The following is a 24,965-nucleotide window of genomic DNA, read 5'->3' as shown; positions in this document are numbered from 1 at the left end:
CCCGCCACTGACAACGGGGTCGGATCAGCGGTTCTGCGGGGTGCGGGAGCGGCGGTGCCCGAGGTCGCGGTCGGCGCGGACGGGGGCACGCCGGGGGCGCGGGACGAGGGCACCGGCCGGGACGCCGGGCTTGTGCTCGACGGCGGGCCGGTCGGGCTTGCCCATGACCATCAGCGGGTCGAACACCACGACGACACCGGCCAGGCAGAGGAAGACAAGGGGGCCGATCATCATGGGCGCGAGCAGTGACGCGGCCGACACGCCGTCGGTGGTCGCGGCCGTGCCGTGGACGTGGACGCTGAGGGCGGCCATGCCGGTGTAGTGCATGCCGGTGACGGCGAGCCCCATGACGAGGCTCGCGCCCACGCTCCACAGGATCCCGCGGACCTGTCCGGCCGCCCACAGGGCGCTGATCGCGGCCACGACCGCTATGACGACGGACACGGAGACGGTGAACGTGTTGTATTCGAGTTTTCCGTTGAGGCGCATGCTCGCCATGCCCAGGTAGTGCATCGAGGCGATACCCAGGCCGGTGAGGGTGCCGCCGGTGAACAGGGCCGTCCCCTTGGCGCCCCTGTAGCCGACGATGAAGATCCCGACGCCCACCATGATGATGGCGACGGCGAGGCTCGCGTAGGTCATCGGTTTGTCGTATTGGACCGGTGTCTGCCGGACCGAGAAGCCCATCATCGCGATGAAGTGCATCGTCCATATGCCGGAACCGATCGCCGCCGATCCGAGGGCGAGCCATCCGGGGCGCCAGGACTGGGCGACGAGCATCGATCTGGTGGTGCAGCGCAGGCCGAGGGCGCCACCGAGGCACGCCATGAGATAGGCCACCAGCGGTGTGACGAGTCCGTAGCCGAATCCGTCGACCGTGCCCTGCATGCGCAGTTACCCTTCCGCCCTGTTCCGTTCCGGAATCCCTGAAACGCGCCCGGCCCCAGGACCGTGGGAACGGTCAGGGTCGACGCAGAGAGTATGACCCCCACCGGAATGGTCGAACGATTTTCCGGCAAAGAAACACGGCCCTGCCCCAGTTGTGCGGCACCGGTGAGCGGACTTGGGCAACTCCATTCATTCTGTGTCCATCCTGTACCCCACGGGTAGTGACGTTCCGCTGTCACTCTTGAGCTGTATGTGATCGCCCGATGCGAGGAGTACGCATGCACCTGCGCGCAGTTGCCGCCTCGACCACCGCGCTCCTGGGGGCCGCCGCCCTTCTGCTCCCCTCCCCCGACGCCCTGGCGGGCGACGCCACCCAGTGGCCCACGGTCGTCGCCCACCGGGGCGCGTCCGCCTACGCCCCCGAGAACACCCTGGCCTCCATCGACAGGGCGGCCCGGCTCGGCTTCCAGTGGGTCGAGAACGACGTCCAGCGCACCAAGGACGGTGAACTCGTCGTCATCCACGACGACAGCCTGAAGCGCACCACCGACGTCGCGAAGGTGTTCCCCGACCGGGCCCCCTGGAAGGTGAAGGACTTCACCGCCGCCGAGATCGCCCGTCTCGACGCGGGGAGCTGGTTCGGCGCCGCGTACAAGGGCACACGCGTGCCGACGCTCACGCAGTACATGCGCGAGGTGGAGCACAACCACCAGAGCCTGCTCCTGGAGATCAAGAACCCTGAGCTGTACCCCGGCATCGAGCAGCAGACCCTCAAGCTCCTGGGCAACGAGGGGTGGCTGGACGAGGGGCACCTCGGCAACCGGCTGATCGTGCAGAGCTTCAGCGCGGACAGCATCCGGGTCGTGCACGACCTCAAGCCGGGCATCAGGACCGGCTTCCTCGGCACGCCCTCCGTGTCGGCCCTGCACGACTACGCCGCCTTCGCCGACCTGATCAACCCGTCGTACGGCTCGATCTCCCACAGCTATGTCTCCGCGGTGCACGGGTTCACCGGCCCGCACGGCGGTCCGATGGAGGTGTACGCCTGGACCGTGGACGACGCGCCCACGGCCTGGAAGGTCGCCGGGTACGGCGTCGACGGGCTCATCACCAACAAACCGGACGTGGTGCGGTCCGCGCTGAACGGGTTCTGAGGCCGCTCGCGGGGCGTTGTCAGTGCCGGGTCGTACGGTGGGCGCATGGACAGCCATGGGCAGAACGAGCAGCGGGTCGTGTGGACCGTCGTCGGCACCGACATCGGTCCGCTGCTGCTGGCCGCGACACAGGACGGCCTGGTCAACGTCGTGTTCCACGCCACGGACGCGGTGCGCGACAGGACACTCGACCGGCTGGCGTCCCGGCTGGGCACCGAGCCGGTCGAGGCGCCCGACTCCCCTCTGCTGGCCGAGGCGATACGTCAGGTCGAGGCCTACTTCGCCGGTACGCGGCGCGACTTCGACCTGCCGCTCGACTGGTCCCTGATCTCCGGCTTCAACCGGCAGGTGCTGCGCGAGCTGGCGTCCGGGGTGCCGTACGGCTCGGTCGTCGGGTACGGCGATCTGGCCGGACGCGTCGGTCAGCCGCGCGCGGCCCAGGCGGTGGGCGTGGCGATGGGTTCCAATCCGCTGCCGGTCGTCGTGCCCTGCCATCGGGTCGTCGAGAGCGACGGCGGCATCGGCGGGTTCGGGGGCGGCCTGGAGACGAAGCGGCAGCTGCTGGCACTGGAGGGGGTGCTGCCCGAGCCGTTGTTCTGAGGGCTCGGGTGGACAAGAAGCAACCGGGGGGACGCTGTGCTGGTGAGGACCGGCTTCACGTACGCGTGCGGTCGCGGCGATATCGGGTGCGTGCGCGGACACGGCGACGACCGGGTACGCGTGCGGACGCGGCCGTGGCCGCCGCAGAAGGGCGAGCCGTCGCCGACCGGCTGCCCGCGCTGCGGCGCCGGGTGCCCGGTGTGCCGATCGCGACGCAGATCCTGGGCGGGCTCGGGGGCGATAGGGGATCGCGCCGGCCGCCGTAGTGGCCGAGCAGGTCAGCGGGATCGCGTCGCTGTCCGGGCCGGCGCCCACGGCGGCCGTGACGGGCACGGCGGTGCTGTCGATGCCGTTCGCGCCGCTCAGGCCTCGCGGTGGGGCTGCCAGCCTGTGCCGCGTTCCTCGCCGGTACGGCGGGCGGGAGTCTCGGGCGGATCGCGCTGGGGCTGTTCGTGCTGGGCCTGGGCTGGTCGGCGGGGCTCGTCTCCGGTTCGGCGCTGCTCACGGACTCGGTGTCACAGCCCGCGCGTGCCGCCGCGCAGTGCCTGTCCGACCTCACCATGAACACCTCGGCCGGCATCGGCGGGGCGGTGGCCGGCCTGGTGGTCGCACGGGCGAGCTACGGCTGGCTGGATCCCACCGCCGCCTGCCTGCTGATACCCCTGGCCGCGTCGGCGTTGTTCACCCGCTCCCGGAAGGCCCCGGTTTCCGATGCCCGCGAAGGGTGGCCGGGAGGCCGAGCCGGTAGCAGACTCCGCCATGCGCGCGCACAGCCACTGGCATCCGGGGGATCGGAGCCGAAGGGACGGCGATCACGCATGAGTGGAAGCGGAAACAGGGCAGTCACGTATCTCAAGCCGGGAGCGGTGGAAGTCAGGACCATCGACTACCCGACGCTTGAACTGCAGGACGGGCCGGGAGTCGCACCGGACAACGTCGGGCGAAAGGTCCGGCACGGGGTGATCCTGAAGGTGCTCGCCAGCAACATCTGTGGCAGTGACCAGCACATGGTGCGCGGTCGGACGACCGCGCCCGAGGGGCTGGTCCTCGGACACGAGATCACCGGAGAGGTCGTCGAACGGGGTCCGGACGTCGAGTTCATCGACGTGGGCGACATCGTCTCCGTACCGTTCAACATCGCCTGCGGGCGGTGCCGCAACTGCAAGGAACGCAAGACCGGCATCTGCCTGAACGTCAACCCGGCCCGTCCGGGGGCGGCCTACGGCTATGTCGACATGGGCGGCTGGGTCGGCGGTCAGGCCGAGTACGCCATGGTCCCGTACGCGGACTTCAACCTGCTGAGGTTCCCCGACCGGGACGAGGCGCGCGAGAAGCTGCTCGACCTGACCATGCTGTCGGACATCTTCCCGACCGGTTTCCACGGCGCGGTCACCGCGGGCGCCGGGGTCGGTTCCACGGTGTACGTCGCCGGGGCGGGTCCGGTCGGTCTGGCGGCAGCGGCGTCGGCGCAGCTCCTGGGCGCCGCGGTCGTCATCGTCGGCGACCTCAACGCCGAACGCCTGGGTCAGGCAAGGAGTTTCGGCTGCGAGACCGTCGACGTCTCGCGCGGCGACATCGGGGAGCAGATCGCCGAGATCGTCGGCGAGCCCGAGGTGGACGCGGCGGTCGACGCGGTCGGCTTCGAGGCACGGGCACACGGCCCGAACGCCCCGGAGGCGCCGGCGACCGTCCTGAACTCGCTGATGGGCGTCACGCGCGCGGGCGGTGCCCTGGGCATCCCCGGGCTGTATGTCACCGCTGACCCCGGCGGGGTCGACGAGGACGCGAAGAGCGGCACCCTGAAGGTGCGGCTCGGCCTCGGCTGGGCCAAGAGTCACCGGTTCACGACCGGTCAGTGCCCGGTGATGACGTACCACCGGAGTCTGATGATGGCGATCCTGCACGGGCGCGTGCACATCGCGAAGGCGGTCAACGCGACCCCGATCGCGCTGGAGGACGCGCCGCGCGGCTACGCCGAGTTCGACCAGGGCGCCAGCCGCAAGTACGTGCTCGACCCGCACGGGACGCTGGCGGGCGTGAGCCCGGTCTGACGCACCGGAAAAAGGGGGCCACGCACGCGTGGCCCCCTTTTTCCACGTCGGGTGCTGGTGGTGTCCCCCACAGTCCGCGAGGGTTTGACCGGGCACGGCGCCCGCCAGGGATGAGGGAAGACCGAACAACAGGAGGCGCGTGGTGCTGGTGGTGTCCGAAGAAGTACGTGAGGCGATCGACGCGCGTCGACCCGTGGTGGCCCTGGAGTCGACGATCATCGCGCACGGGCTGCCGCGCCCCCGCAATCTGCAGGTGGCGCTGGAACTGGAGGCGGCGGTACGGCAGGAGGGCGCCGTACCGGCGACCGTCGCCGTGCTGGACGGGCGGCCCCATGTCGGCCTGGACAAGGAGCAGTTGGAGCGGGTCGCCAACGAGGACGGGATCCGCAAGCTGGGCCACCGCGACCTGCCGCTCGCGGTGGCGGCGGGGGCCAGCGGAGCGACCACGGTGTCGGCGACGGCACTGCTGGCCGCGCGGGCGGGCGTACGGGTGTTCGCGACCGGGGGGCTCGGCGGGGTGCACCGGGAGTGGACGGTGACGCAGGACGAGTCCGCCGACCTGGGGCTGCTGGCGTCCACCCGGATCACGGTGGTGTGCGCGGGCGTGAAGTCGATCCTGGACGTGCCGGCGACCCTGCAGCGCCTGGAGACGCTGGGCGTGGCGGTCGCCGGATACGGCACGGACCGCTTCCCCGGCTTCTACCTCTCCGACTCGGGGTATCCGGTGGACTGGACACTGGAGACCCCGCAGCAGGTCGCGGCCGTGATGCGGGCGCAGGACACGCTCGACTCCCCGGAATCGGCACTGATCGTCGCCAATCCGGTGCCCGAGGACGAGCAATTGGATCCCGAGCTGCACGCGCGCGTGCTCGCCGACGCGCTGCACGCCTGCGAGGCGGAGGGCATCACCGGGCAGGCGGTCACGCCGTTCCTGCTCGGCTACCTCGTGGAGCACACCGACGGTGCCTCGCTGAGCGCCAACCTGGCGGCCGTGCGCGGCAACGTACGGCTGGCGGGGCGGATCGCGGCGGCCTGGGCCGAGGCGTGACACCGGAGCCGAACGGCGCGCTCCTGGTCGTCGGGGACGTCGTCACGGACGTCGTCGCCCGGCACCGGGGGCCGCTCGCCCCGGGCACCGACACCAGCGCCGCGATCCGGACCGTGCCGGGTGGCGCGGGCGCCAACGTGGCGTGCTGGGCGGCCCATTGGGGCTCTACGGATGTGCGGCTGCTCGGTCGCGTGGGTGCGGACGCGGCGGCGTGGCACGAGCGGGAGCTGGTCGCCTCCGGGGTACGGCCCCGTCTCGTCGTCGATCCGGAGGCGGCGACCGGGACGGTGATCTGCCTGGTCGACACGGGGGCGTCGGCCGAGCGGACGTTCCTCACCGACAGCGGCGCGTCCCTGCGGCTCGATCCCGGTGACTGGTCGGACTCGCTGCTCGACGGCGTCGTACGGCTGCATCTGTCGGGCTATCTGCTGTTCTCGGAGCCGAGCCGGGCGCTGGTGGCCACGGCGATGAAGTCGGCACGCGCGCGTGGGGTGCCGGTGAGTCTGGATCCGGCGTCGGCGGGATTCCTGGTGGAGCTCGGTGTGGACCGGTTCCTGGCGCTCGTCGAGGGCGTCGACGTGCTGCTGCCGAGCCGTGACGAGGCGTGTCTCCTCACGGGGTTGCCCGATCCGGCGGACGCGGCGGCCAAGCTGAGCCGCCATGTCCCCTTGGTGGTCACCAAGCAGGGCGCCGAGGGAGCCCTGGTGGCCCACTCCGGCACGGTCCGCGCACACGTACCGGCCGAGCCCGCCACCCCCCGGGACACGACGGGCGCGGGCGACGCCTTCACCGGGGCGTTCCTCGCGGCACTGCTGGCGGGCGCCGATCCGGAGGAGGCGGCGCGGGAGGGGTGCCGGGCGGGGGCGCGGGCGGTGGAACGGGTGGGGGGACGGCCGCCGGTGCGGGAGTAAGGAGCGCTTGCGTCGGGCTGCCGGTCAACCGTGTTGGCAGGAGGGGGAGTTGTACGGGGTTGGTGGCCGATGGTGTTGAACGGCGGCCCCCCGCCCGGCACCGGATCCCTGCACATCACCGGCACCGGATCCGACCGGCAACTCCCGTCCCCCGCCTACGCCTTCCGCCCCCACGCCGAGATCATCGGAGCCGTCGCCAGGTCCATCGTGCCGGAGGCGACGTTGGCCAGGTGGCGGTCGATGTCCTCGTCCGTGGCGAGGCCGGCGGTGACGAGTTGGTCGCGGATCTGGCGGACCGTGGCGGATTCCAGGGCGGCGCAGGCCGGTGAGGTGACCGGGAAGTACGCGTCGGCCTCCACGCGGCGCAGGCCGGCCTCGCGGAGCAGGCGCGGGAGTTTGCGGCCGTAGGAGAGGTCGGCGCCGCGGTCGGCGAGGAGTTCGCGGAAGCCGTGGCGGAGACGGTTCGCGAGTTGCTGCTCGGGGCCGTGTTCGTCGGGGCAGAGCAGGGGCTGGAGGGCCGGGTCGGCGTCCTCGATCAGGAGGCGTCCGCCGGAGCGCAGGGACTTGATCATCGAGCGCAACGCCCGTTCCCGGTCCGGCACATGGACGAGGACGAGCCGGGCGTGCACGAGGTCGAAGCCCTCGCCCGGCGGTTCCTCGGCGCCCACGTCATGGATCCGCACCTCGATCGGCGGGCGAGCCGCCGAGGCGACCAGGGAGGTGTCGATGTCGGTCGCCACTACCTTCCCCGTCGGTCCGACCTTCTTGGCCAGCCAGGACACCACCGAGGTGCCGCCGGCGCCGACCTCCCAGACACGCCAGCCGGGTCCGACCCCGAACCCCTCCAGATGCCGGAACGTGGTGGGGTCGAAGAGCGTGGCGAAGGCGTCGAAGCGCTGTCCCGCCTCGGACTGGCGGTTGTCGAGGAGATACCCGTCGGATCGCGTCATGCCGCGATCATCCCAGTTGCCCCGCTTGTCGGGAGGGGGCGACGCTCCGGGTTCGACACGGCCTCGCCGCGGCTGTGCACCGGTTCATCCACAGCCGGGAACAAAGCGGAGGATTCCGTTCCCACAGGCTTACCCGCCGCTCACGTCGGCCTGGCAAACTGGCACGCCAAGGCGCAGAAATGCGATGCGAGGGGATCCAGGCAAGGAGATCCGGATGTCCATGGCAGGGAATCTTCGGAAGGTCACGGGCCTGGGCAGGGTCGGCGGCCTCCGCAAGGTGGCACGGCTGGCCCGACGGCGCCCGCGGGTCGACCTGAGCCACCACGCCCGGTCACCGCTGGGCTCCTCCGTGGTGAAGTGCGTCGCGTATCAGGACGGTGTCCGGCTCCCGGTCGCGGGCGATCTGGTGGACACCGTCGAGCGGGTACGCAAAAAGGACGACGGCTTCGTCTGGCTCGGCCTGCACGAGCCGACGAACGAGGAGTTCGCGGGCATCGCCGAGCTCTTCGACCTGCACCCGCTGGCCGTCGAGGACGCGATCGAGGCCCATCAGCGCCCGAAGGTGGAGCGCTACGGCGAGACGCTGTTCGCGGTGTTCAAGACGGTCTGCTACGTCGAGCACGAGAAGCTGACCGCGACGAGCGAGGTCGTGGACACCGGCGAGATCATGGTGTTCGTCGGCGCCGACTTCGTCATCACCGTGCGGCACGGGCGGCACGGCTCGCTGGGGCCGCTGCGCGAGGAATTGGAGTCGAATCCCCGGCAGCTCGCCAAGGGGCCGGCCGCGGTGCTGCACGCGATCGCGGACCATGTGGTCGACGACTATCTGAGCGTCACGGACTCGGTTCAGGCGGACATCGACCAGGTGGAGACGGACGTGTTCGCGGAGAACGGCGCGCGGGCCGACCCGGGCCGTATCTATCAACTCAAGCGTGAACTCCTGGAGCTGAAGCGGGCGGTCGTCCCCCTCGGCCGCCCGCTGGAGGAGCTGGCCACCCGGCCGATGCGGGTGGTCGGACCGGAGATACAGGCCTACTTCCGCGATGTCTCCGACCACCTGCTGCGGGCGAAGGAGCAGATCGCGTCGTTCGACGAACTGCTCAACTCGATTCTGCAGGCGCACCTCGCCCAGGTGACGGTCGCGCAGAACGAGGACATGCGGAAGATCACGGCCTGGGCCGCGGTGATCGCCGTACCGACGATGGTGTGCGGTGTGTACGGCATGAACTTCGACAACATGCCGGAGCTGCACTGGCGGTTCGGCTATCCCCTGGTCATCGGCGTGATAACCGTGTCCTGTCTGGCGCTGTACCGGGGCTTCCGGCGCAACGGCTGGCTCTGAGCGACCGACTCCGAACCGTTCGGCGGCTCAGCGCAGGCCGCTCCGGGCGTAGACGCTCTCGACCCACCCGGCGAGCTGGTTCTCCGTCAGGTGCTGGGCCAGGTCGGCCTCGCTGATCATGCCGACGAGGCGCTTGTTCTCGATGACGGGAAGCCGGCGGATCTGGTGTCCCTGCATCTCCTGGAGGACCTCGCCGACATCGGCGCCGGCGTCGATCCAGCGGGGTGTGCCCTGGGCCATCTCGCCGGCGGTGATCTTGGCCGGGTCGTGGCCCATGGCCACACAGCCGACGACGATGTCCCGGTCGGTGAGGATGCCGCAGAGCCGTTCGTTCGCGTCGCTGATGGGCAGGGCTCCGACGCCCAGTTCGCGCATCAGCTGGGCGGCTCGGTCCAGGGTCTCGTGCGCGGGGATCCACTGGGCGCCCCGGTGCATGATGTCTCCGGCGGTGGTCATGTGGTACCTCCCGGTGCCGGACGGCCGGCGCGGCACAGAACGTCCCGCTAGTCCCGGCGCCCTACATTCTCGCCGCGCGGCGGGACGAACGCACCCGGACGGTCGCGACTTCCGGTGCGCGGGAGCACCACCACTGGGTCTGCGGGACCTACCGGGTCCGGGGGCGCCCCGGGTCCGCGAGACCCACCGGGTCCGGGGCTCACCGGGTCCGGGGCTCACCGGGTCCGGGGCTCAGCCGTTCCAAGCGGGATGACGTGGATCGTCGGCGCGCACCAGGACGTCCGCCGTGCCGGCCGGGTCGGTCTCGTCCTCGTAGCGCGCGAAGGCGGGGAGGGTCCAGTGCTCGGTCTCGGGGGTGCGGCGGCGCAGGGCGCCCGGTGAGAGGAGGACGTGGACGGTCAGGTCGAAGGGGAACCAGTGCCGAAGGAGGAGCGGGCCGTGCAGCAACAGGACGGCGCCGGGCGGGAGTTGGACGTAGGGGCTGCGGGTCGCGCGGTCGGCGGCCGGGTCCCACAGATCGGGCAGGACACGGCCGTCACCGTCCGGTTCGAGGGGGTCGAAGACCTCGCGCCACAGGGCACGGGCGTCGAACCAGCCGTCGTAGTACGACTCGACGTCCCGGTGCCCGTACTCCAGGCGGAGCGAGGCGGGCCGCAGGAACCCCTCGGTGCCGACGACGAGCGAGGAACGGCCACGTACGCGCAGCGCCTCCGAGACGCGCTCGGCGAGGTCGCCCGGGCGGGCCGCCGGGGCGCCGTCGAAGGCGACGCGCGGCCAGGGGCTGCCGTCGGCCGGCTTCAGGTCGAGCAGACGCTCGGCGAGTTGGTCGCCGAGCCGGTCCCAGGTGATCGCTTCCAGTCGCACAGGGCCCATGATGCGGCAGGCTCCGGTCAGGACGCGTCACGCCTGTGGCTTCAACGTCCAGGTCGGGCGGCGAACGATGCTGCCGGGCAAGGGGGTTGGGCACGGACGGGATCGTCGTCCTCGGGGCCGGGGGACGGGCTGGGCGGCGGACGGCGTCTCGGCCGTACGGGGGGGGGTGACGTGACCTATGAGATCGGGACACCGACCCGGCACCGTACGCGCGGGTCGGTGTTCGTTCCGCGCGATGTGCGGCGCAGGACGTAGGAGAGAGGGTCGTAGCCGAGGGGAAGGAATCTCGTATGGCGCCGTTCGCAACTCCCCCGCCCCGCGGTGGACTTCTGGTCGTTCAGCCGCTCAGGAAGCGGCACTGTGCCGAGTGCCGGCGTGGGCCGTTGTCGTTGCTGGTGGTCGAGGGTGGCGTGCCGCGGTGTCTCGACTGTGCCGATCTCGGGCATCTGGTGTTCCTGGCGCGCGGGGACACGGCGCTGACGCGGAGGGCCCGGGAGGAGAGCGGGCTGTCGGCGGTGGTGGTGCGGTTCGACCGGCGGCGGGGCCGGTACGAGCGGCAGGGCGTTCTCGTCGAGGAGGCGGGGCTGGCGCGTGCCGAGGAGCGGTGTCTGGCGGACGCGGAGGCGCGACGGCGGCGCCGGGTGCGGGACGCGGGGCGGCGGGCCGCGCAGGACGTGCGGTTCGCGGAGGCGTTCGCGGCGGAGATACGACGGCTGTTCCCCGGCTGCCCGGACGAGCGGGCGCGGGCGATCGCCGCGCATGCCTCGGTGCGGGGCAGCGGGCGGGTGGGGCGGAGTGCGGCGGGGCGGGCGTTGTCCGAGGGCGCGGTGGTCTCGGCGGTGGTGGCGGCCGTACGGCATGTGGACACGCCCTACGACCAGTTGCTGATGAGCGGGGTGCCCCGGAACGAGGCGCGGCGGCGGATCTCGGTGGGGGTGGAGGGGGTGCTGCGGGGGTGGCGTGAGAGTGAGGTCCGGGCGGAACCCGGGGCACGGACGGAGGCGGACGCCGGGTGAGGAGGCCGGTGGGGGAGCCCGCCCGCCGCGACACAGAATCCCCCCGGAGGACATCGTGGACGTTCGCGTATGACCCGGCGATTCTCGGCCATGGGCAGTGGGCCGGGACCGGACTTGACTTGTCCTGAGGGGTGGGGATGGGCAGGATCTCGGCTCTACGGGCGGGAGTTGGTGTCGGCATGATCGGTGAACCGTATTTCGCACTGACGGTTCTGGGGGTGCTCGCGACCGGGGTGATGGCCGGGGTGTTCTGTGCCTTCTCCGTGCTGGTCGTGCGGGGGCTGGCCGAGTTGCCGCCCGCGCAGGGGGTCGCCGCGATGAACGCGATCAACACGGCGGCGATGACTCCCATCTTCATGCTGCTGTTCGCCGGTTCGGCGGTGCTGTGCGCGGTGATCGCGGTGGTGACGTTCGTGCTGTGGCCCGATCAGGGCACCGTGGAACTGCTGCTGGGCAGCGCGCTGTATCTGTTCGGGGCCTTCGGGCTGACCCTGGTCGCGAACGTGCCCCGCAACGAGGCACTGCTGAAGCTGGACCCGGGGACACCGGAGGCCGCCGCGTACTGGCCGTCGTACGTACGCGAGTGGACGATGTGGAATCACGTGCGCGCGGGCGCCTCGGCCGCCGCCGCGCTGGTCTACATGCTGGCTCTCACCTGAGAGAACCTCCAAGATCAACTGAGAGCGGGCTGGCCGGACTCCGCCGAGAAGGCGGTCTCCTCCACTCTGCGTGTCCGGCCAGTGGGCCTTATCGTGGCTGAAAGAGTGCCGCCCGATGACGCACGGCCTGTCGTATGCGGACGCAAGGAAGCCGGCCATGGCCGATCCCAAGGGTTTTATGACCACTCCGCGCGAGGAGTGGCCCCGCAGGCCTGTCGCGGAGCGGGTGCGGGACTGGGACGAGGTGTACGTCCCGGGCGCGTTGCTGCCGATCGTCACCCAGCAGGCCGACCGGTGCATGGACTGCGGTGTCCCGTTCTGCCACGACGCCTGCCCGCTCGGCAACCTGATCCCCGAGTGGAACGATCTGGTCAGCCGGGACGACTGGCGGGCGGCGGCGGACCGGCTGCACGCCACCAACAACTTCCCCGAATTCACCGGGCGGTTGTGCCCCGCGCCGTGCGAGGCGGGGTGCGTGCTCGCCATCAACCAGCCCGCGGTCACCATCAAGAACGTCGAAGTGGCCATCGCGGACCGCGCGTTGAGCGACGGTTTCGCGCCACCCCGGCCGCCCGACCGGTTGTCCGGGCGGACCGTCGCGGTCATCGGCTCCGGGCCCACCGGCCTCGCCGCGGCACAGCAGTTGACGCGGGCCGGGCACACGGTCGCCGTGTACGAGCGGGACGACCGGCTCGGCGGGCTGATGCGGTACGGCATCCCCGAGTTCAAGATGGAGAAGCGGCATCTGGAACGGCGGCTGGAGCAGATGCGGGCCGAGGGCACGAAGTTCCGTACGTCGACGACGGTCGGCCGGGACGTCGGAGCGGCCGAACTGCGGGCGCGCTACGACGCGGTGGTCATCGCCACGGGAGCGACGGCCTGGCGCGAACTCGCCGTGCCGGGGAGGGAGTTGACCGGCATCCACCAGGCGATGGAGTACCTGCCGCTGGCCAACCGGGTGTGCGAGGGCGACTTGGCGGTCTCCCCTCTGTCCGCCGCCGGGAAGCACGTCGTGATCGTGGGCGGCGGTGACACCGGGGCGGACTGTCTGGGTACGGCGGTGCGTGAAGGGGCCGCATCGGTAACCCAGTTGGACATCTACGCCCAGCCGGACGCCGAGCGCGACGAGGACGCGGAGCCCTGGCCGACGTATCCGAAGATCTACCGGCTCTCGGCCGCGCACGAGGAGGCGCGGGAGCTGGAGACGGCGCCCGCCGCGGACGCGGACGCGCGGTTGTTCGCGGCGTCCACGCTCCGCTTCGAGGGGGACGCGGACGGGCGGGTGCGGTCCTTGCACCTGGTCGAAGTGGACGCGGAGCGGCGGCCGTTGGACGGTTCCGGGCGCAGCCTGCCCGCCGATCTCGTGCTGCTCGCGCTCGGTTTCTCCGGGCCCGACCGGGAGGACGGGCTCGTCGATCAGCTGAGGCTGGCGATGGCGCCGCGCGGCACGATCACCCGGGACGCGGACTTCGCGACGAGTGCGCGGGGGGTGTTCGCGGCGGGGGACGCGGCGCGGGGCCAGTCGTTGATCGTGTGGGCGATCGCGGAGGGGCGGGCGGTGGCGGCGGCCGTCGACCGTTATCTGACGGGGAGTTCACAACTGCCGGCGCCGATCGGGCCGTACGACCGGCCGATGGCGGTGTGAGGTCGTACGTCAGCGGCGCTGGTCCGTGCCCGAGACCTTGGCCGTCGACAACGCGACCCGGTTCCAGGTGTTGATGGTGAGGATCAGGGACAGGACGTGGGCGAGTTCCCGCTCGTCGAAGTGGGCCGCCGCCCGGGCGTAGACGTCGTCCGGGACGCCGCCGTCGGCCACCAGGGTCACCGCCTCCGTGAGGGCGAGGGCGGCCTGTTCGCGCTCGGTGAAGAAGTGCCGGGCCTCGCGCCAGACGGCGACCATGTGCAGCCGGTCCTCGCTCTCGCCGGCCTTGCGGGCGTCGTTGGTGTGCATGTGGAGGCAGTACGCGCAGTGGTTGAGGTGCGAGGCGCGGATCTGGATCAGCTCGACCAGGGCCGGGTCGAGTCCCTCGCGGGCGGCGGCGTCGAATCCGATGAGGGCGCGGAAGACCTTCGGGGCGGCCTGCGCGAGGTCGATGCGGGTCGCCGTGGCGCTGACATGAGCGTGCGTGTGCGTCGTCATGTCATGAATCTACGAGCCGGAAAGACCCACTGTAGGGTGCATTTCCATGGCGAAGTCCTGGGTCAATTCCGCGGAGCGGATCGGCGCCGATCTGCATCTGGAGCTGTCCGCGAGCGGCGGACGGCGGGCCGCGCTCATCGACGCGCTGCGGGCGGCCGTGCGCGACGGGCGGCTCGCCCCGGGCACCCGGCTGCCGCCGTACCGTTCGCTCGCGGCGGACCTCGGGGTCGCCCGCAACACGGTCGCGGACGCGTACGCGGAACTCGTCGCGGAGGGCTGGCTGACCGCACGCCAGGGCTCGGGCACCCGGGTGGCCGAGCGGGCCCAGCCGCCGCGACACGCCGTGAAGGGCCCGGTTACGGCACCTCCACGCGCGCGTGCGCCCCGGCACGACCTCCGTCAGGGCACGCCCGACGCGTCGGCGTTCCCGCGCGCGGCCTGGCTCGCGTCCTACCGGCGGGCGCTCCAGCAGGCGCCGGACGAGGTGTTCGGGCCCGGTGACCCGGCCGGCCGGGTCGAGTTGCGGGAGGCGCTCACGGAGTACCTGGCACGCGCGCGTGGCGTACGGACCGCACCCGACCGGATCGTGATCTGCTCCGGCTTCGCGCACGGGCTGCGGCTGCTGTTCGGCCAGGGCGCCGGCGGGCCACTGCGCGGACCACTGGCCGTGGAGGCGTACGGACTCGGCTTCCACCGGAAGTTGCTGCGCGTGGCAGGCGTACGGACCGTGCCGCTGCCGGTCGACGAACAGGGCGCGCGCGTCGAGGAGTTGGGGAAGGAGCGGGCCGTACTGCTTACGCCCGCGCACCAGTTCCCGACCGGCGGCCCCCTGCACGCCGAGCGCAGGGCCGCCGTGATCGACTGGGCACGCGCGCGTGGCGGGGTGGTCCTGGAGGACGACTACGACGGGGAGTTCCGCTACGACCGCAAGCCCGTCGGCGCCCTCCAGGGGCTCGACCCGGAGCGGGTGATCCTCCTCGGCTCGGTCAGCAAGAGCCTGTCGCCCGCACTGCGCCTGGGGTGGATGGTGCTGCCGGAGCGCTACGTCGAGGGCGTGCTCGCGGCCAAGGGCGAGCGCGAGGCATGGGCGAGCGTCCTCGACCAGCTGAGCCTCGCCGACTTCATCGTGTCGGGGTCCTACGACCGTCATGTGCGGCGGATGCGGCAGCGGTACCGGAGCCGCCGTGACCGCCTCGTCGCGGCGCTCGCCGCGCGGGCCCCGCACATCGAGGTCACCGGGGTCGCCGCGGGCCTGCACGCGGTGCTGCGGCTGCCGCCCGGCACGGAGCGCTCCGCCCTCAAGGCCGCCGCGTGGCAGGGCGTCGCGCTGGACGGGCTCGCGGCCTTCCGGCACCCGGAGGCAGGGACGGAGGCAAGGGCAGGAGCAGGAGCAGAGGATCAGGACGGCTTGGTGGTGGGGTACGCAACGCCCTCCGAGGCCGCTTTCGGAGCCGCGTTGGACGCGCTGTGCGAAGTGCTCCCGCCCGACGGGCAGACGGGCGTCCCTGCTGCCGGATGAGCAGCCGTACCGCCCCGCTCGCCCCTATGGAGGAGACGGGACGTACTGCGCGGGTACGAGCCGTCCGGCGCGCTCTCCTCCCGGCTCACGACAGCGTCCCGCGGCGGGCCGGAAAGTGACTTCCGGCCGACGTGGAAGCCAACGGCGATGGGATCATCGGCGTAGGAGGCGAGTTGCCGTCGGGCCGGGAGTGGGGTCGGGCCCGGAGTGGGGTCGGGCGCCGACCCGCCCCCATCCTTCGTTCCGTCGTCAGGCGCGGGGTCAAGAGGCCCTCGCGGGAGCCCTGTTGCACGACCCGCCCAAGTCCCGTACGGCGGCGGGCCAGGCCCTGACCGCCCTCGCGGAGACCCGGGCCCTGGGGACACCGGACGAACAGGCACCCGCTGCGGCGCCGACCGTCCTGGCCCTCACGGCACCGAGCCTGCGGGGGCGCGTGCGCTTGCCCCAGCAAGGTGTGTCGGACGCCGACGACCATCCCGACCTGCGTCCGGCCGCGCTGTCCGCCGGCCCACCTTCTCCCTCCCCCTCTCCCCTTCCTCTGTCCCCCCACCCCCTCCCTCCCACCCCGAGAAGCCCTCCGCCTGCGCGCGGGGAGACCCCGGCACCACCGGGGACCCGTACCGTGCAGGGCATCCCTCACTTCCAACCCGTGGACGCCAAGGGGAAGTTGTGGCGAGGGGCCGCGCCCTCCCCCGCCGGCTACCGGGAGTTGGCCCGCCTCGGCTTCACCACCGTCGTGGATCTGCGCGCCGAGGACCTCACCGCGGCGCAGCGCGCCGAACCGCGCAGGGCGGGCCTGGACGTCGTACGACTGCCCATTCGTGACGGGCAGACGCCAACTCCCGCGCAGGTGAAGGGGTTTCTTGCTGTCGTCGCCTCTGCGCCCGGGCCGGTGTTCGTGCACTGCGGTGCGGGGGTGGGCCGTACGGGGACGATGGCGGCGGCGTATCTCGTGCGGTCCGGGGAGGAATCGTCGGCGCAGGCGGTCCGGCGGAATCTCGCCGTCGGACCGCCCTCGATCGAGCAGATCTCCTACGTGCTGAGCCTCGGCCCGGGGCGGCCGGAGCAACCGCCGTTGCCGGTGGTCGCCGTCAGCCGGCTGGTGGACGCGCCACGGCGCATGCTGTCGTGGCTCTGAGACCCGGCGGCGGGCGGGGTCAGGGCTTGCGGCCCACCGCCGCGTACACCGGGATCACCCCGTCGTCCTGCCCCGGCACCGGATCGCCCAGCTCCGGATGCCACTTGTCGACCACCGTCACGCCCGGTTCGACCAGGTCGAGGCCGTCGAAGAAGCGGGCGAAGCCGGTGCGGGAGCGGAGTGCCAGGGTGACGCCCGCCGCCGTGAGCCTCTCGACGGCCGCCGCCGACTCCTCCGGGGTGAAGTCGGCGGTGGCGTGGGTCATCACCAGGTAGCTGCCGGTGGGGAGTTGGGACATCAGGTCGCCGACCAGTTCGTGCGCGCCCTCCTCGTCGGGGACGAAGTGCAGCAGCGCGACGAGGGACAGGGCGACGGGCCGGTCGAAGTCGATGACCTGCCGGGCGCCCTCGATGATCGCGTCGGGCTCCCGCACGTCGGCCTGCAGATACTCGGTCACACCCTGGGGTGTGCCGCGCAGCAGGGCCGCCGCGTGGGCCGCCACGACCGGGTCGTTGTCGCAGTAGACGACGCGTGCGTCGGGCGCGATGCCCTGCGCGACCTGGTGCAGGTTCGGCTCGGTCGGGATGCCCGTGCCGATGTCCAGGAACTGCCGTACACCGCGCTCGGCGAGCCGGCGCGTGGCCCGGTGCATGAACGCGCGGTTGACACGTGCCATGACCGGCGCCCTCGGGCCGAGGGCGAGCATCGTCTCGTCGGTGGGCCGCACGGTCATGGCGTGCTCCATAAGGTCGTACAGAGGGGGGTGTCGCACTGTGTGATCAAGTCAGTACCAAATTAAGGGGGTTCGGTAAGGAAAAAGCATTCAGCACAGGTGGTCGGCTCAGGACAGCAAGAAGTCCGCCTCGCCGGCTTTCGCCCCCTCGATGAAGGCCGTCATCTCGTCGGTGGTGTAGATCAGGGCCGGCCCGTCCGGGTCGGTGGACTGACGGACGGCGATCCGGCCGTCGGCGAGCTTCATCGCCTCCAGGCAGTTGCCGCCGTTGCCGCCGCTCCACGGCTTGTGCCAGCCTTCGCTTCCCAAGTCCCGCGCGGGCATACCGTTGTAGACGCTCATACGCGGCTTGATGCGATCCATTCACAGCTCCTTGCGGAGATCCTTGAGGATCTCCTTCGTGCGATGTGCCGTAGCGGCCTGCGCCGCCATGCGGTCCATGACCTCGAGATGGGTCGCCACCTCTTCGCGCGCGTCCAGATAGACGGCGCCGGTCAGGTACTCGCTGTAGACCATGTCCGGCAGTTCTGACATGGCAAATCGGAACAGCACGAAGGGCCCGTACGTGCCCGGGTGCGGCCCCGAGGAGAACGGGGCGACCTGCAGGGTCACGTTGGGCAGCTTCGTGGCGTCGAGCAGTTTGTCGATCTGGGCACGCATCACCTCCGGGCCGCCGACCGGGCGGCGCAGGGCGGTCTCGTCCATGACGGCCCAGAAGCGGGGCCCGTCGGGACGGGTGAGCAGGTCCTGGCGCTGCATGCGCAGCGCCACATGGCGCTCGATGTCGTCCGGCTCGGTCTGGCCGATGGCACCCGACTTCAGCACTCCGCGCGCGTAGTCCTCGGTCTGCAGCAGTCCGGGCACGAAGTGCGGTTCGTACGCCCGGATGAGCGCGGCGGCTCCCTCCAGGCTGACGTGCATCGAGAACCAGCCGGGCAGGATGTCGTGGAAGCGCTGCCACCAGCCGGGCTTGTTGGCCTCCTCGGCCAGGTGGACGAAGGCCTCGGCCTCCTCGTCGGTGACGCCGTAGGACTTCAGGAGGAGCTGAAGGTAGGGGATCTTGAGGGAGACCTCGGCCATCTCCATACGGCGGACCGTGGCGGGCGCGACGCGCAGGACGCGGGCGGCCTCCTCGCGCTTGAGCCCCGCGCGTTCCCGCAGGTCCAGCAAACGCCGGCCGAGGACGACCTGGCCGACCGTCGGTGCGGACCGCGGCTCGCTCACGCTCCACCTCCACGAATGAGTACCTGACAGCGGATGGGTCCCGTACAGCCCGGCGAAAGGAGTTCTCACCGCCCGGTGGAAGGAGTTCTCACCGCCCGGCGACTGAATCCTGACAGCCCTGCGGCGCCATTCGAAGACTCATTCGAAGATCTGGACAGACCTCCGGAGATCCCAACTGGCGCCGCGCGACTTTCTGTTGCGAGCAGTGTGCCACGACCGTGCAGAGCGTCATACGGCACTCTGCATTTTTCATAGTGACACTTGCCAAGTGTTCACGGCGGGGCGATAGTGGCAAGCGTGATTCCGTCCGCGCCCTTAGGAACAGACGCCGCCGCAGGCCGCCTCGGTCTCGGTGCCGCCGCGGGAGCAGCCCCTGGTGGGGCCGCTGCCGAGCGCCGGTTCCGGTTCGAGCTGGCCGCACATCCGGGTTCCCCCGCCCAGGCGAGACGCCTGACGCGGGCCCGGCTGTCCGGCTGGTCCGTGTGCGAGGACACCTGCGACACGGCGGTACTCGTCGTCTCCGAGCTGGTCACCAACGCGATCGTGCACACCGCGAGCAGCCACATAGTCTGCGAGCTGCACGATGGCGACGATCTGGTGCGGATAGCCGTCCGTGACGAGGGCTGTGCTCCCGGTGAGCCCCGCCCCTCCCCGCAGCGGCCCGACGAGGAGCACGGGAGGGGACTGCTCCTCATCGACGGGCTCTGCCGGGCGTGGGGCGCTCAGGAACACGGCCTTGGCCTGCTGGTCTGGGCCGACCTGCCACGGCAGGCGGACCCGGCGCACGGCCACCACCCGGTCCCCGGCCACGACAGTTCCGTACCGCGCAACGACCTGGGCTGGGGCGCACGACCCAAACCGGGCCCGTCAGGCGGTTCGGGCGACGAGGACGAGGCGACGGCACACTTCGGGGCCTTCGAGGATCTGGGCGTATTTCCGGGGCGGGGGCATGGGGGTGCCTTCGGCGGGCGTGGGGGCGCCGGCGACTTCGGAGGCCTGGACCTCGGCGGCTTCGGGGGCCGGGAGCACGGAACCGGGGGCGGTCGCGGCAACGGGACCGGCCCCGGCGGTCGGGGCCGGGAGGACGCGGGCCGTTTCGGTGCCCTGGGCCAGGAGGGCGTACGTCCCTTCAGCGGCCTGGGCCACCAGGACGCCGGCGACCTCCCGGACTCCGCGGAGACCGGGGGTTCCAGCGGTTTCGGGGACTTCGGGTCGGGGGTCGAATGGGTCTGAGCGGCGCTTCCGGTCCCGGCCAGGTACTCAGTCTCGACACACTGGTCCGCCTGGGGCGTGCGCTGCACGGACCGGGTGCGCCGCGGCGACTGCCCGTCCCCGAGGGCATGACGGCGCCGCTCGGCTGCGACGCAGTGGCGGTGCCCGCGCGTTTCGGCCCCCTGGTCCTGCCCCGCCTGCCGCGCGTCGGCTGTGTCTACGCCGACGAGTCGCACTGGTGGTGGATCGTTCCGTCCGACTCCGACTACGCCCTGGACTGGCCGGCTCCGGCGCGGTACACGACGGGAGCGTTGGTGCCGGACTCGCCTCGCGCGCCGGGTCTCATCCATCGGCCTGACGGCAAGCTTCCGTATACGCCGCCGATTCCGCTGTACCTGGCGGTGTGCCGCGTTACGGGGGCTACGCCTTCGTGGTCTCGCCCTATTAGTGCGTAGCGCTCCGCGGGTTGGGCGGAGTCTGTCCTCGGGTTCGGTCGCGTGGTTCCCGGGGTGAGAGAGTTCGTCCGCGGGTTCGGTGGGGGCTGGTCGCGCCCACGCGGCGGAGCCGCACATCGATACAGCCCCGCGCCCCTTTCGGGCGCGATGCGCCCGCCCACCCGGCCGGGCCGCACACCGACAAGACCCCCGCCCCACTGCTCTCCCGGCGTACGCCCGCGCGTCCTCGCCCCTCCCTCCCGCGCTCTCCCCCACTCCCCTCCCACCCCGCGATAGTGGCCGTTCGTCCACGATCGGGGGAGGTCGACGGTGGGAAGCAAGGGTGTCTCGGGCCAGGCGGAGCCCTCCGCGTCGGAGCAGCTGCTCTTCGGTGGTCCCTTGCGTTATGACATGGGGTGGAACCAGCACAACGACGCGTTCCTGGAGCTGAGTTTCCGGGCGATGGTGACGCGGTTGCCGGCGATGCTGAGGTCGAGTTTCCGGCTGGCCTGGCAGGCCGATCCGCGGGCTGCGCGTGTCGTGCTGGCCGCCGAGGCGGGCCGGGGTGCCATGCAGGCGGTGAGTCTGCTCGCGGTCAACAGCGTGCTGGGGCGGCTGATCACGGGCGGTGCCATCGCGGACCGGCTGCGCGGCGCCGCACCCGCGCTGGTCACGATGGCTGCCGTGATGCTGGTGGGCGCGCTGCTGCGGGCCGCGTCGACGTACGCGACCGGGCGACTGGAGCCGAAGGTGGAGCGGGTCGCCACCGAGCTGTATCTGGAGCGGGCGGCGGCCGTGGAGTTGTCCGCGATCGAGGACCACGCGTTCCACAAGCTGCTGGACACCGCGCAGTACGGCGCGATGTCGGCCCGCCACATGATCTCGTACGCCACCCACGTCATGAACGCGCTGATCTCGCTGATCGCGGCGGCGGGCGTACTGACCGTGCTGCACCCGGCGCTGCTCCCGCTGCTGGCGACCATGACGCTGCCGAGCGCGTGGGGCGCGCTGACGAACGCGCGGCGGCACTACGAGTCGTTCCACGCCTGGGTGCAGCATGTCCGCGCCGGTCGCCTCATCGGTTCCCTGCTCACCGAACCGGAGGCGGCCCCGGAGATCCGCGTGCACGGCGTCGGCCCGTTCCTGTTGCACCACTTCCACAAGATGTCGGAGAGCGCGGAGGCGGAACAGGCCCGGCTGGCCCGGCTCACGGCCCGTACGGGGCTGATCGCGGCCACCTGGACGGGCCTCGCGACCGCGGCGACGTACGCGACGCTGGGCGGGCTGCTGCTGTCCGGGGCGATGGCGCTCTCGGTGGCGGGTACGGCGGTGATCGCGATCCGCACCGGTTCCGCGAGCCTCGACAACCTCGTCCTGGCGGTGAACCAACTGCACGAGGAGGCCCTGTTCGTGGGTGATCTGCAGAAGCTGCACGAGGAGGCGGCCGAGCGGACGATCCCGGTCGGCGGGGCCGCGCTGCCCGAGGATCCTCGGGAGGTCCGCTTCGAGAACGTCACGTTCAGCTACCCGGGCGAGTCCACCCACCCCGCGCTCGACGACGTCACCCTCGCTCTCCCGCTCGGCCGGATCATCGCCCTGGTCGGCGAGAACGGCTCCGGCAAGACGACCCTGGTCAAGCTGTTGGCCGGGCTGTACCGGCCGGACCGGGGCCGGATCCTGTGGGACGGCGTCGACGCGGCGACCGCGGACCGGCACCAACTCGCCGACCGCATCGCGATGGTGGCGCAGAACTTCAAGCGCTGGCCGTTCACCGCGCGCGTGAACGTGGCCGTCGGGCGGTCCTCGGCGCCGCTCACCGACGAGCGGTTGGCCGACGCCGTCGCCGAGGCCGGCGCGGAGGACGTGGTCGCGGATCTGCCGCGCGGCCTGGACACGCTGCTGGCCCGCCACTTCAGCGGCGGCCACGAGCTGTCGGGCGGCCAGTGGCAGCGGCTCGGGATCGCGCGGGCCGCCTACCGGCGGGGCCGTGTCCTGATCGTGGACGAGCCGACGGCGGCCCTCGACGCCCGTGCCGAGCTGGAGGTCTTCGAGAAGATCCGCGCGCTGGCGGGTACCGGCCAGACGGTCGTCCTGATCACACACCGGCTGGCGTCGGTACGCCACGCGGATCTGGTGCACGTCCTCGATCAGGGGCGGCTGGTGGAGTCCGGGACCCCCGACGAACTGCTCGCGAGCGGCGGTGTGTACGCGGAGCTGTACGCGCTCCAGGCGGACCAGTTCACCGCGAAGGTGCCCGCCCCGAAGGCGGGCTGACCTCTCAGGCGGCGGCGTCCACGACGTCGCCGCTGGGCACGACCACCAGGAACGCGTCGGTCGCGATGTCCATGACGACCTCAGCCTGCAGGCCCTCCAGACGGCGCGCCTGCGCGAACTCCTCCGCCGGCCACGAGCCACGCGGCCCGCCGGCGGGAAAACGCTCAAGCACCGTTCGCCCGTTCACCCTGTACCTCCCTGTCGTGCTGAAACTCGGAGAGCTTCGTGAAGCCTCCTAGAGTTAAACGCCGACAGTACGGTGAACGGCTCGCGAAGTGACGGTACTGAGACATAGTCGACACCTGGCCACACATCTTCGGCACAGGTTCTCGAAACAATTTTCCCGTTCAGTCCTCGTACTCGTCGTGATAGCGGACGCGCTCACTGCCCGCGGGCGCCCCGAGCGCCGACGCGCGCCCCATGGGCTTCTCCCACTCCTCCTGCCGCCCCAACGCGGTCAGATCCAGGAAGGTCGTCGTCGAACCGAGCCCGTCGAGCCCGCGCTCATAGGTCGAGTAGGTGTGGAACACCCGGTCGCGGTCCCGCAGGAAGCAACTGATGCCCGGCCGCTCGACGGGTTCCCCGTCCCCGTCGAACGTCACCTCGAAGTCCTGGTTGAAGTCCCCGCCGTAGGACGAGTACCAGGGCACCGTCCAGCCCATCCGCGCCTTGAACGGCAGGATCCTGGTGTACGGCGCTCTCGACACCGCGGCGAACGTCGTGCCGCGTGCCTTCAGATGGGCGAGGTGCCCGACCTGGTCGAGGAACGCCGAGCAGCTGCGGCAGCCCGCGTCCCACTCGGGAGCGAACATGAAGTGGTGGACGACGAGTTGGCCGCGCCCCTCGAAGAGGTCGAGCAGGGTGGCCTTCCCGTCGCCGCCCTCGAAGAAGTACTCCTTGTCGATCTCCACCATGGGCAGCCCGCGCCGCTCGGCGTTCAGCGCGTCCCGCGCGCGCGTGGCCGCCTTCTCCTTGACCAGCAGTTCCTCGCGCGCCGCGCGCCACTGCTCGCGCGAGACGATCTCCGGAAGCGACATGGGCCCTCCTGTGACAACGGTCCGTTGAGGGGTGGACCGGAGCGGGGACGGGAACTCATCGCCGCCGCGAGGAAAATCCTAGGGATTCGTCGCGTACGTCACCGGAAGCGCGAGCAGTCCCCGGGCACGCAGCGACGGCCGCCACCGCACCTCGTCCTCCCCCAACTCCAGCCGGGGGAAGCGCTCCAGGAGAGCGGCGAGCGCGATCTCGGTCTCGGCGCGGGCGAGCGGCGCGCCCAGGCAGTAGTGGATGCCGTGGCCGAGCGCGAGATGCCCCGAGGTGTCGCGGCCGAGGTCGAGCCGGTCGGGGTCGGGGAAGCGGCCCGGGTCACGGTTCGCGGCGGACGGGGAGACCCAGACTGTCTCGCCGGCCGGGATGGTGACCCCGCCGATGGTGACGTCCTCGACGGGGAAGCGCCGGATGGCGAGCAGCGCGGGCCCTTCGTAGCGCAGGAACTCCTCTACGGCGGCCGGGAGTTGGGTGGGGTCCTCGCGCAACGCGGCCAGCTGTTCGGGGTGTTGCAGCAGGGCGAGCACGGCGTTGCCGATGAGCTGGACGGTGTTCTCGTACCCGGCGAAGAGGATGAGGAAGGCGAGGGACATCAACTCGTCCTCGCTGAGCCGGTCTCCCTCGTCGCGTACGGCGATCAGGTCGGAGAGCAGGTCGTCGGCGGGCTCTTCCCGCTTGTCGGCGAGGAGTTGGGTGAAGAAGCCGAGCATCGCGACGACCGCGTGCTTGCCGGCCTCGGGCGGTGTCCCCGGGGCGGGCGCGACGAGGGTGTCGGTCCACACCCGGAAGTCCCGCCGGTGCCGGTCGGGCACGCCGAGCAGGTCGCAGATGACGGTGATGGGGAGGGGCGCCGCGTAGGAGGCGATGAGGTCGGTGTCGCCCTCCGTGCCCAGCGCGTCGAGGAGTTGGTCGGCGGTGCGCCGAATGGGCTTACGGAGCTGCTCGGTTCGGCGCACCGCGAGTGAGTCGCAGGGGCGCGCCGCGAATAAAGAGGGGGTGAAGGCGCGGCCGACCAGTCGGCGGACACGGGTGTGGTCCGGCGGATCCATGTTGAGGAGGTTCGCGTCCAGCGCGGGCGGCAGCGAGAAGCCCTGGTAGGTCCCGGCCGTGGCATGCCTCTTGTCCAGCGAGAGCCGCGGGTCGGCCAGCGCCGCCCGGACGTCGTCGTAGCGGGTGACGAGCCAGGCGGGGGTGCCGTCGGGGCCGGCGATGCGGTGCACGGGGGCGCTGTCGCGCAGGCGCCGGTACACGTCGTACGGGTGGTCGAGAAGGCCTTCCGCGAGATCCATGGAGGAC

Annotated in this window: 24 protein-coding genes and 2 pseudogenes; 15 read left to right on the top strand and 11 right to left on the bottom strand. The window is 71.5% G+C overall.

Annotation, left to right across the window (positions count from 1 at the left end):
* Positions 1-24 precede the first annotated feature (24 nt).
* Entirely contained in the window at positions 25-888 is an 864-nt protein-coding gene (locus ACIQBL_RS26150; protein WP_401945356.1) for an MHYT domain-containing protein, read from the bottom strand.
* Between the two features lie 278 nt (positions 889-1,166).
* Between ACIQBL_RS26150 and ACIQBL_RS26145 the strand changes: the two genes are divergently transcribed.
* The 6 genes and pseudogenes from ACIQBL_RS26145 to ACIQBL_RS26120 all read left to right on the top strand — a co-directional run bounded on the left by ACIQBL_RS26145 (position 1,167) and on the right by ACIQBL_RS26120 (position 6,652).
* The gene (locus tag ACIQBL_RS26145; protein WP_401945354.1) at positions 1,167-2,042 is read left to right on the top strand and encodes a glycerophosphodiester phosphodiesterase; all 876 of its coding nucleotides are present in this window, start codon (positions 1,167-1,169) and stop codon (positions 2,040-2,042) included.
* A gap of 45 nt (positions 2,043-2,087) precedes the next feature.
* Positions 2,088-2,642 (top strand): methylated-DNA--[protein]-cysteine S-methyltransferase, encoded by a 555-nt coding sequence (locus ACIQBL_RS26140; protein WP_401945352.1) that lies wholly within the window; start codon positions 2,088-2,090, stop codon positions 2,640-2,642.
* Positions 2,643-3,007: 365 nt separating this feature from the next.
* Positions 3,008-3,340 (top strand): annotated as a pseudogene (locus ACIQBL_RS26135) (MFS transporter); the annotation flags it as partial.
* Positions 3,341-3,460: 120 nt separating this feature from the next.
* Positions 3,461-4,693 (top strand): formaldehyde dehydrogenase, glutathione-independent, encoded by a 1,233-nt coding sequence (gene fdhA / locus ACIQBL_RS26130; RefSeq protein ID WP_401945788.1) that lies wholly within the window; start codon positions 3,461-3,463, stop codon positions 4,691-4,693.
* A gap of 139 nt (positions 4,694-4,832) precedes the next feature.
* Positions 4,833-5,741, top strand: a complete 909-nt coding sequence (locus tag ACIQBL_RS26125; protein WP_401945351.1) for a pseudouridine-5'-phosphate glycosidase — start codon at positions 4,833-4,835, stop codon at positions 5,739-5,741.
* Complete coding sequence (locus tag ACIQBL_RS26120; protein WP_401945349.1) at positions 5,738-6,652, top strand: carbohydrate kinase family protein; 915 nt, start codon at positions 5,738-5,740, stop codon at positions 6,650-6,652. Before ACIQBL_RS26125 ends, ACIQBL_RS26120 begins: the two co-directional genes overlap by 4 nt.
* A gap of 155 nt (positions 6,653-6,807) precedes the next feature.
* Here the strand turns inward: ACIQBL_RS26120 and ACIQBL_RS26115 are convergent, their stop codons facing one another.
* Entirely contained in the window at positions 6,808-7,602 is a 795-nt protein-coding gene (locus ACIQBL_RS26115; RefSeq protein WP_401945348.1) for a methyltransferase domain-containing protein, read from the bottom strand.
* 214 nt (positions 7,603-7,816) lie between these two features.
* On the opposite strand from ACIQBL_RS26115, the gene corA reads away from it, so the two are divergent.
* A complete protein-coding gene (corA, locus tag ACIQBL_RS26110) occupies positions 7,817-8,944 on the top strand; it encodes a magnesium/cobalt transporter CorA (RefSeq protein WP_401945346.1) in 1,128 nt (375 codons plus the stop codon).
* 27 nt (positions 8,945-8,971) lie between these two features.
* Here corA and ACIQBL_RS26105 read toward each other — a convergent pair whose 3' ends face one another.
* Positions 8,972-9,400 carry a CBS domain-containing protein gene (locus ACIQBL_RS26105; protein WP_401945345.1) on the bottom strand — a complete coding sequence of 143 codons (429 nt, stop codon included), beginning with the start codon at positions 9,398-9,400 and terminating at the stop codon, positions 8,972-8,974.
* Positions 9,401-9,631: 231 nt separating this feature from the next.
* Positions 9,632-10,273: a uridine kinase gene (locus ACIQBL_RS26100; protein ID WP_401945344.1), complete on the bottom strand. Its 642-nt coding sequence runs from the start codon at positions 10,271-10,273 to the stop codon at positions 9,632-9,634.
* 290 nt (positions 10,274-10,563) lie between these two features.
* Here ACIQBL_RS26100 and ACIQBL_RS26095 point away from each other — a divergent pair, with 290 nt between their 5' ends.
* From ACIQBL_RS26095 to ACIQBL_RS26085, 3 genes are all read left to right on the top strand, one after another.
* Positions 10,564-11,289, top strand: a complete 726-nt coding sequence (locus tag ACIQBL_RS26095; RefSeq protein WP_401945342.1) for a DUF2293 domain-containing protein — start codon at positions 10,564-10,566, stop codon at positions 11,287-11,289.
* 179 nt (positions 11,290-11,468) lie between these two features.
* Complete coding sequence (locus ACIQBL_RS26090; protein ID WP_401945340.1) at positions 11,469-11,948, top strand: DUF1772 domain-containing protein; 480 nt, start codon at positions 11,469-11,471, stop codon at positions 11,946-11,948.
* Between the two features lie 157 nt (positions 11,949-12,105).
* Entirely contained in the window at positions 12,106-13,593 is a 1,488-nt protein-coding gene (locus tag ACIQBL_RS26085) for a glutamate synthase subunit beta (protein WP_401945338.1), read from the top strand.
* 9 nt (positions 13,594-13,602) lie between these two features.
* Here ACIQBL_RS26085 and ACIQBL_RS26080 read toward each other — a convergent pair whose 3' ends face one another.
* A complete protein-coding gene (locus ACIQBL_RS26080) occupies positions 13,603-14,088 on the bottom strand; it encodes a carboxymuconolactone decarboxylase family protein (protein WP_401945336.1) in 486 nt (161 codons plus the stop codon).
* A 46-nt stretch (positions 14,089-14,134) separates the two neighbouring features.
* Here ACIQBL_RS26080 and ACIQBL_RS26075 point away from each other — a divergent pair, with 46 nt between their 5' ends.
* Together ACIQBL_RS26075 and ACIQBL_RS26070 are read left to right on the top strand one after the other, a co-directional pair.
* Complete coding sequence (locus ACIQBL_RS26075; protein ID WP_401945335.1) at positions 14,135-15,607, top strand: PLP-dependent aminotransferase family protein; 1,473 nt, start codon at positions 14,135-14,137, stop codon at positions 15,605-15,607.
* A 622-nt stretch (positions 15,608-16,229) separates the two neighbouring features.
* On the top strand, positions 16,230-16,745 hold the full coding sequence (locus ACIQBL_RS26070) for a dual specificity protein phosphatase family protein (RefSeq protein WP_401945333.1): 516 nt from the start codon (positions 16,230-16,232) through the stop codon (positions 16,743-16,745).
* Between the two features lie 19 nt (positions 16,746-16,764).
* Here ACIQBL_RS26070 and ACIQBL_RS26065 read toward each other — a convergent pair whose 3' ends face one another.
* The 3 genes from ACIQBL_RS26065 to ACIQBL_RS26055 all read right to left on the bottom strand — a co-directional run bounded on the left by ACIQBL_RS26065 (position 16,765) and on the right by ACIQBL_RS26055 (position 18,702).
* Complete coding sequence (locus tag ACIQBL_RS26065) at positions 16,765-17,478, bottom strand: SAM-dependent methyltransferase (RefSeq protein WP_401945332.1); 714 nt, start codon at positions 17,476-17,478, stop codon at positions 16,765-16,767.
* Between the two features lie 108 nt (positions 17,479-17,586).
* Positions 17,587-17,841 (bottom strand): DUF397 domain-containing protein, encoded by a 255-nt coding sequence (locus ACIQBL_RS26060; RefSeq protein WP_019060458.1) that lies wholly within the window; start codon positions 17,839-17,841, stop codon positions 17,587-17,589.
* Positions 17,842-18,702 carry a helix-turn-helix domain-containing protein gene (locus ACIQBL_RS26055; RefSeq protein ID WP_401945330.1) on the bottom strand — a complete coding sequence of 287 codons (861 nt, stop codon included), beginning with the start codon at positions 18,700-18,702 and terminating at the stop codon, positions 17,842-17,844.
* Positions 18,703-18,990: 288 nt separating this feature from the next.
* Here ACIQBL_RS26055 and ACIQBL_RS26050 point away from each other — a divergent pair.
* The 3 genes and pseudogenes from ACIQBL_RS26050 to ACIQBL_RS26040 form a co-directional block, all read left to right on the top strand.
* Positions 18,991-19,599 (top strand): annotated as a pseudogene (locus tag ACIQBL_RS26050) (ATP-binding protein); the annotation flags it as partial.
* 326 nt (positions 19,600-19,925) lie between these two features.
* A complete protein-coding gene (locus ACIQBL_RS26045) occupies positions 19,926-20,369 on the top strand; it encodes a hypothetical protein (protein WP_401945329.1) in 444 nt (147 codons plus the stop codon).
* 390 nt (positions 20,370-20,759) lie between these two features.
* The gene (locus ACIQBL_RS26040; RefSeq protein ID WP_401945786.1) at positions 20,760-22,622 is read left to right on the top strand and encodes an ABC transporter ATP-binding protein; all 1,863 of its coding nucleotides are present in this window, start codon (positions 20,760-20,762) and stop codon (positions 22,620-22,622) included.
* Positions 22,623-22,626: 4 nt separating this feature from the next.
* Here the strand turns inward: ACIQBL_RS26040 and ACIQBL_RS26035 are convergent, their stop codons facing one another.
* From ACIQBL_RS26035 to ACIQBL_RS26025, 3 genes are all read right to left on the bottom strand, one after another.
* Positions 22,627-22,809, bottom strand: a complete 183-nt coding sequence (locus tag ACIQBL_RS26035; RefSeq protein ID WP_401945328.1) for a hypothetical protein — start codon at positions 22,807-22,809, stop codon at positions 22,627-22,629.
* Positions 22,810-22,969: 160 nt separating this feature from the next.
* A complete protein-coding gene (locus ACIQBL_RS26030; protein WP_401945327.1) occupies positions 22,970-23,659 on the bottom strand; it encodes a DUF899 domain-containing protein in 690 nt (229 codons plus the stop codon).
* Positions 23,660-23,737: 78 nt separating this feature from the next.
* Positions 23,738-24,958: a cytochrome P450 gene (locus ACIQBL_RS26025; protein ID WP_401945326.1), complete on the bottom strand. Its 1,221-nt coding sequence runs from the start codon at positions 24,956-24,958 to the stop codon at positions 23,738-23,740.
* Positions 24,959-24,965: the final 7 nt, after the last annotated feature.

This window comes from Streptomyces sp. NPDC088350 (assembly GCF_044753545.1).
Lineage (GTDB): Bacteria > Actinomycetota > Actinomycetes > Streptomycetales > Streptomycetaceae > Streptomyces.
This window is presented reverse-complemented; position numbering and strand designations above follow the sequence as displayed.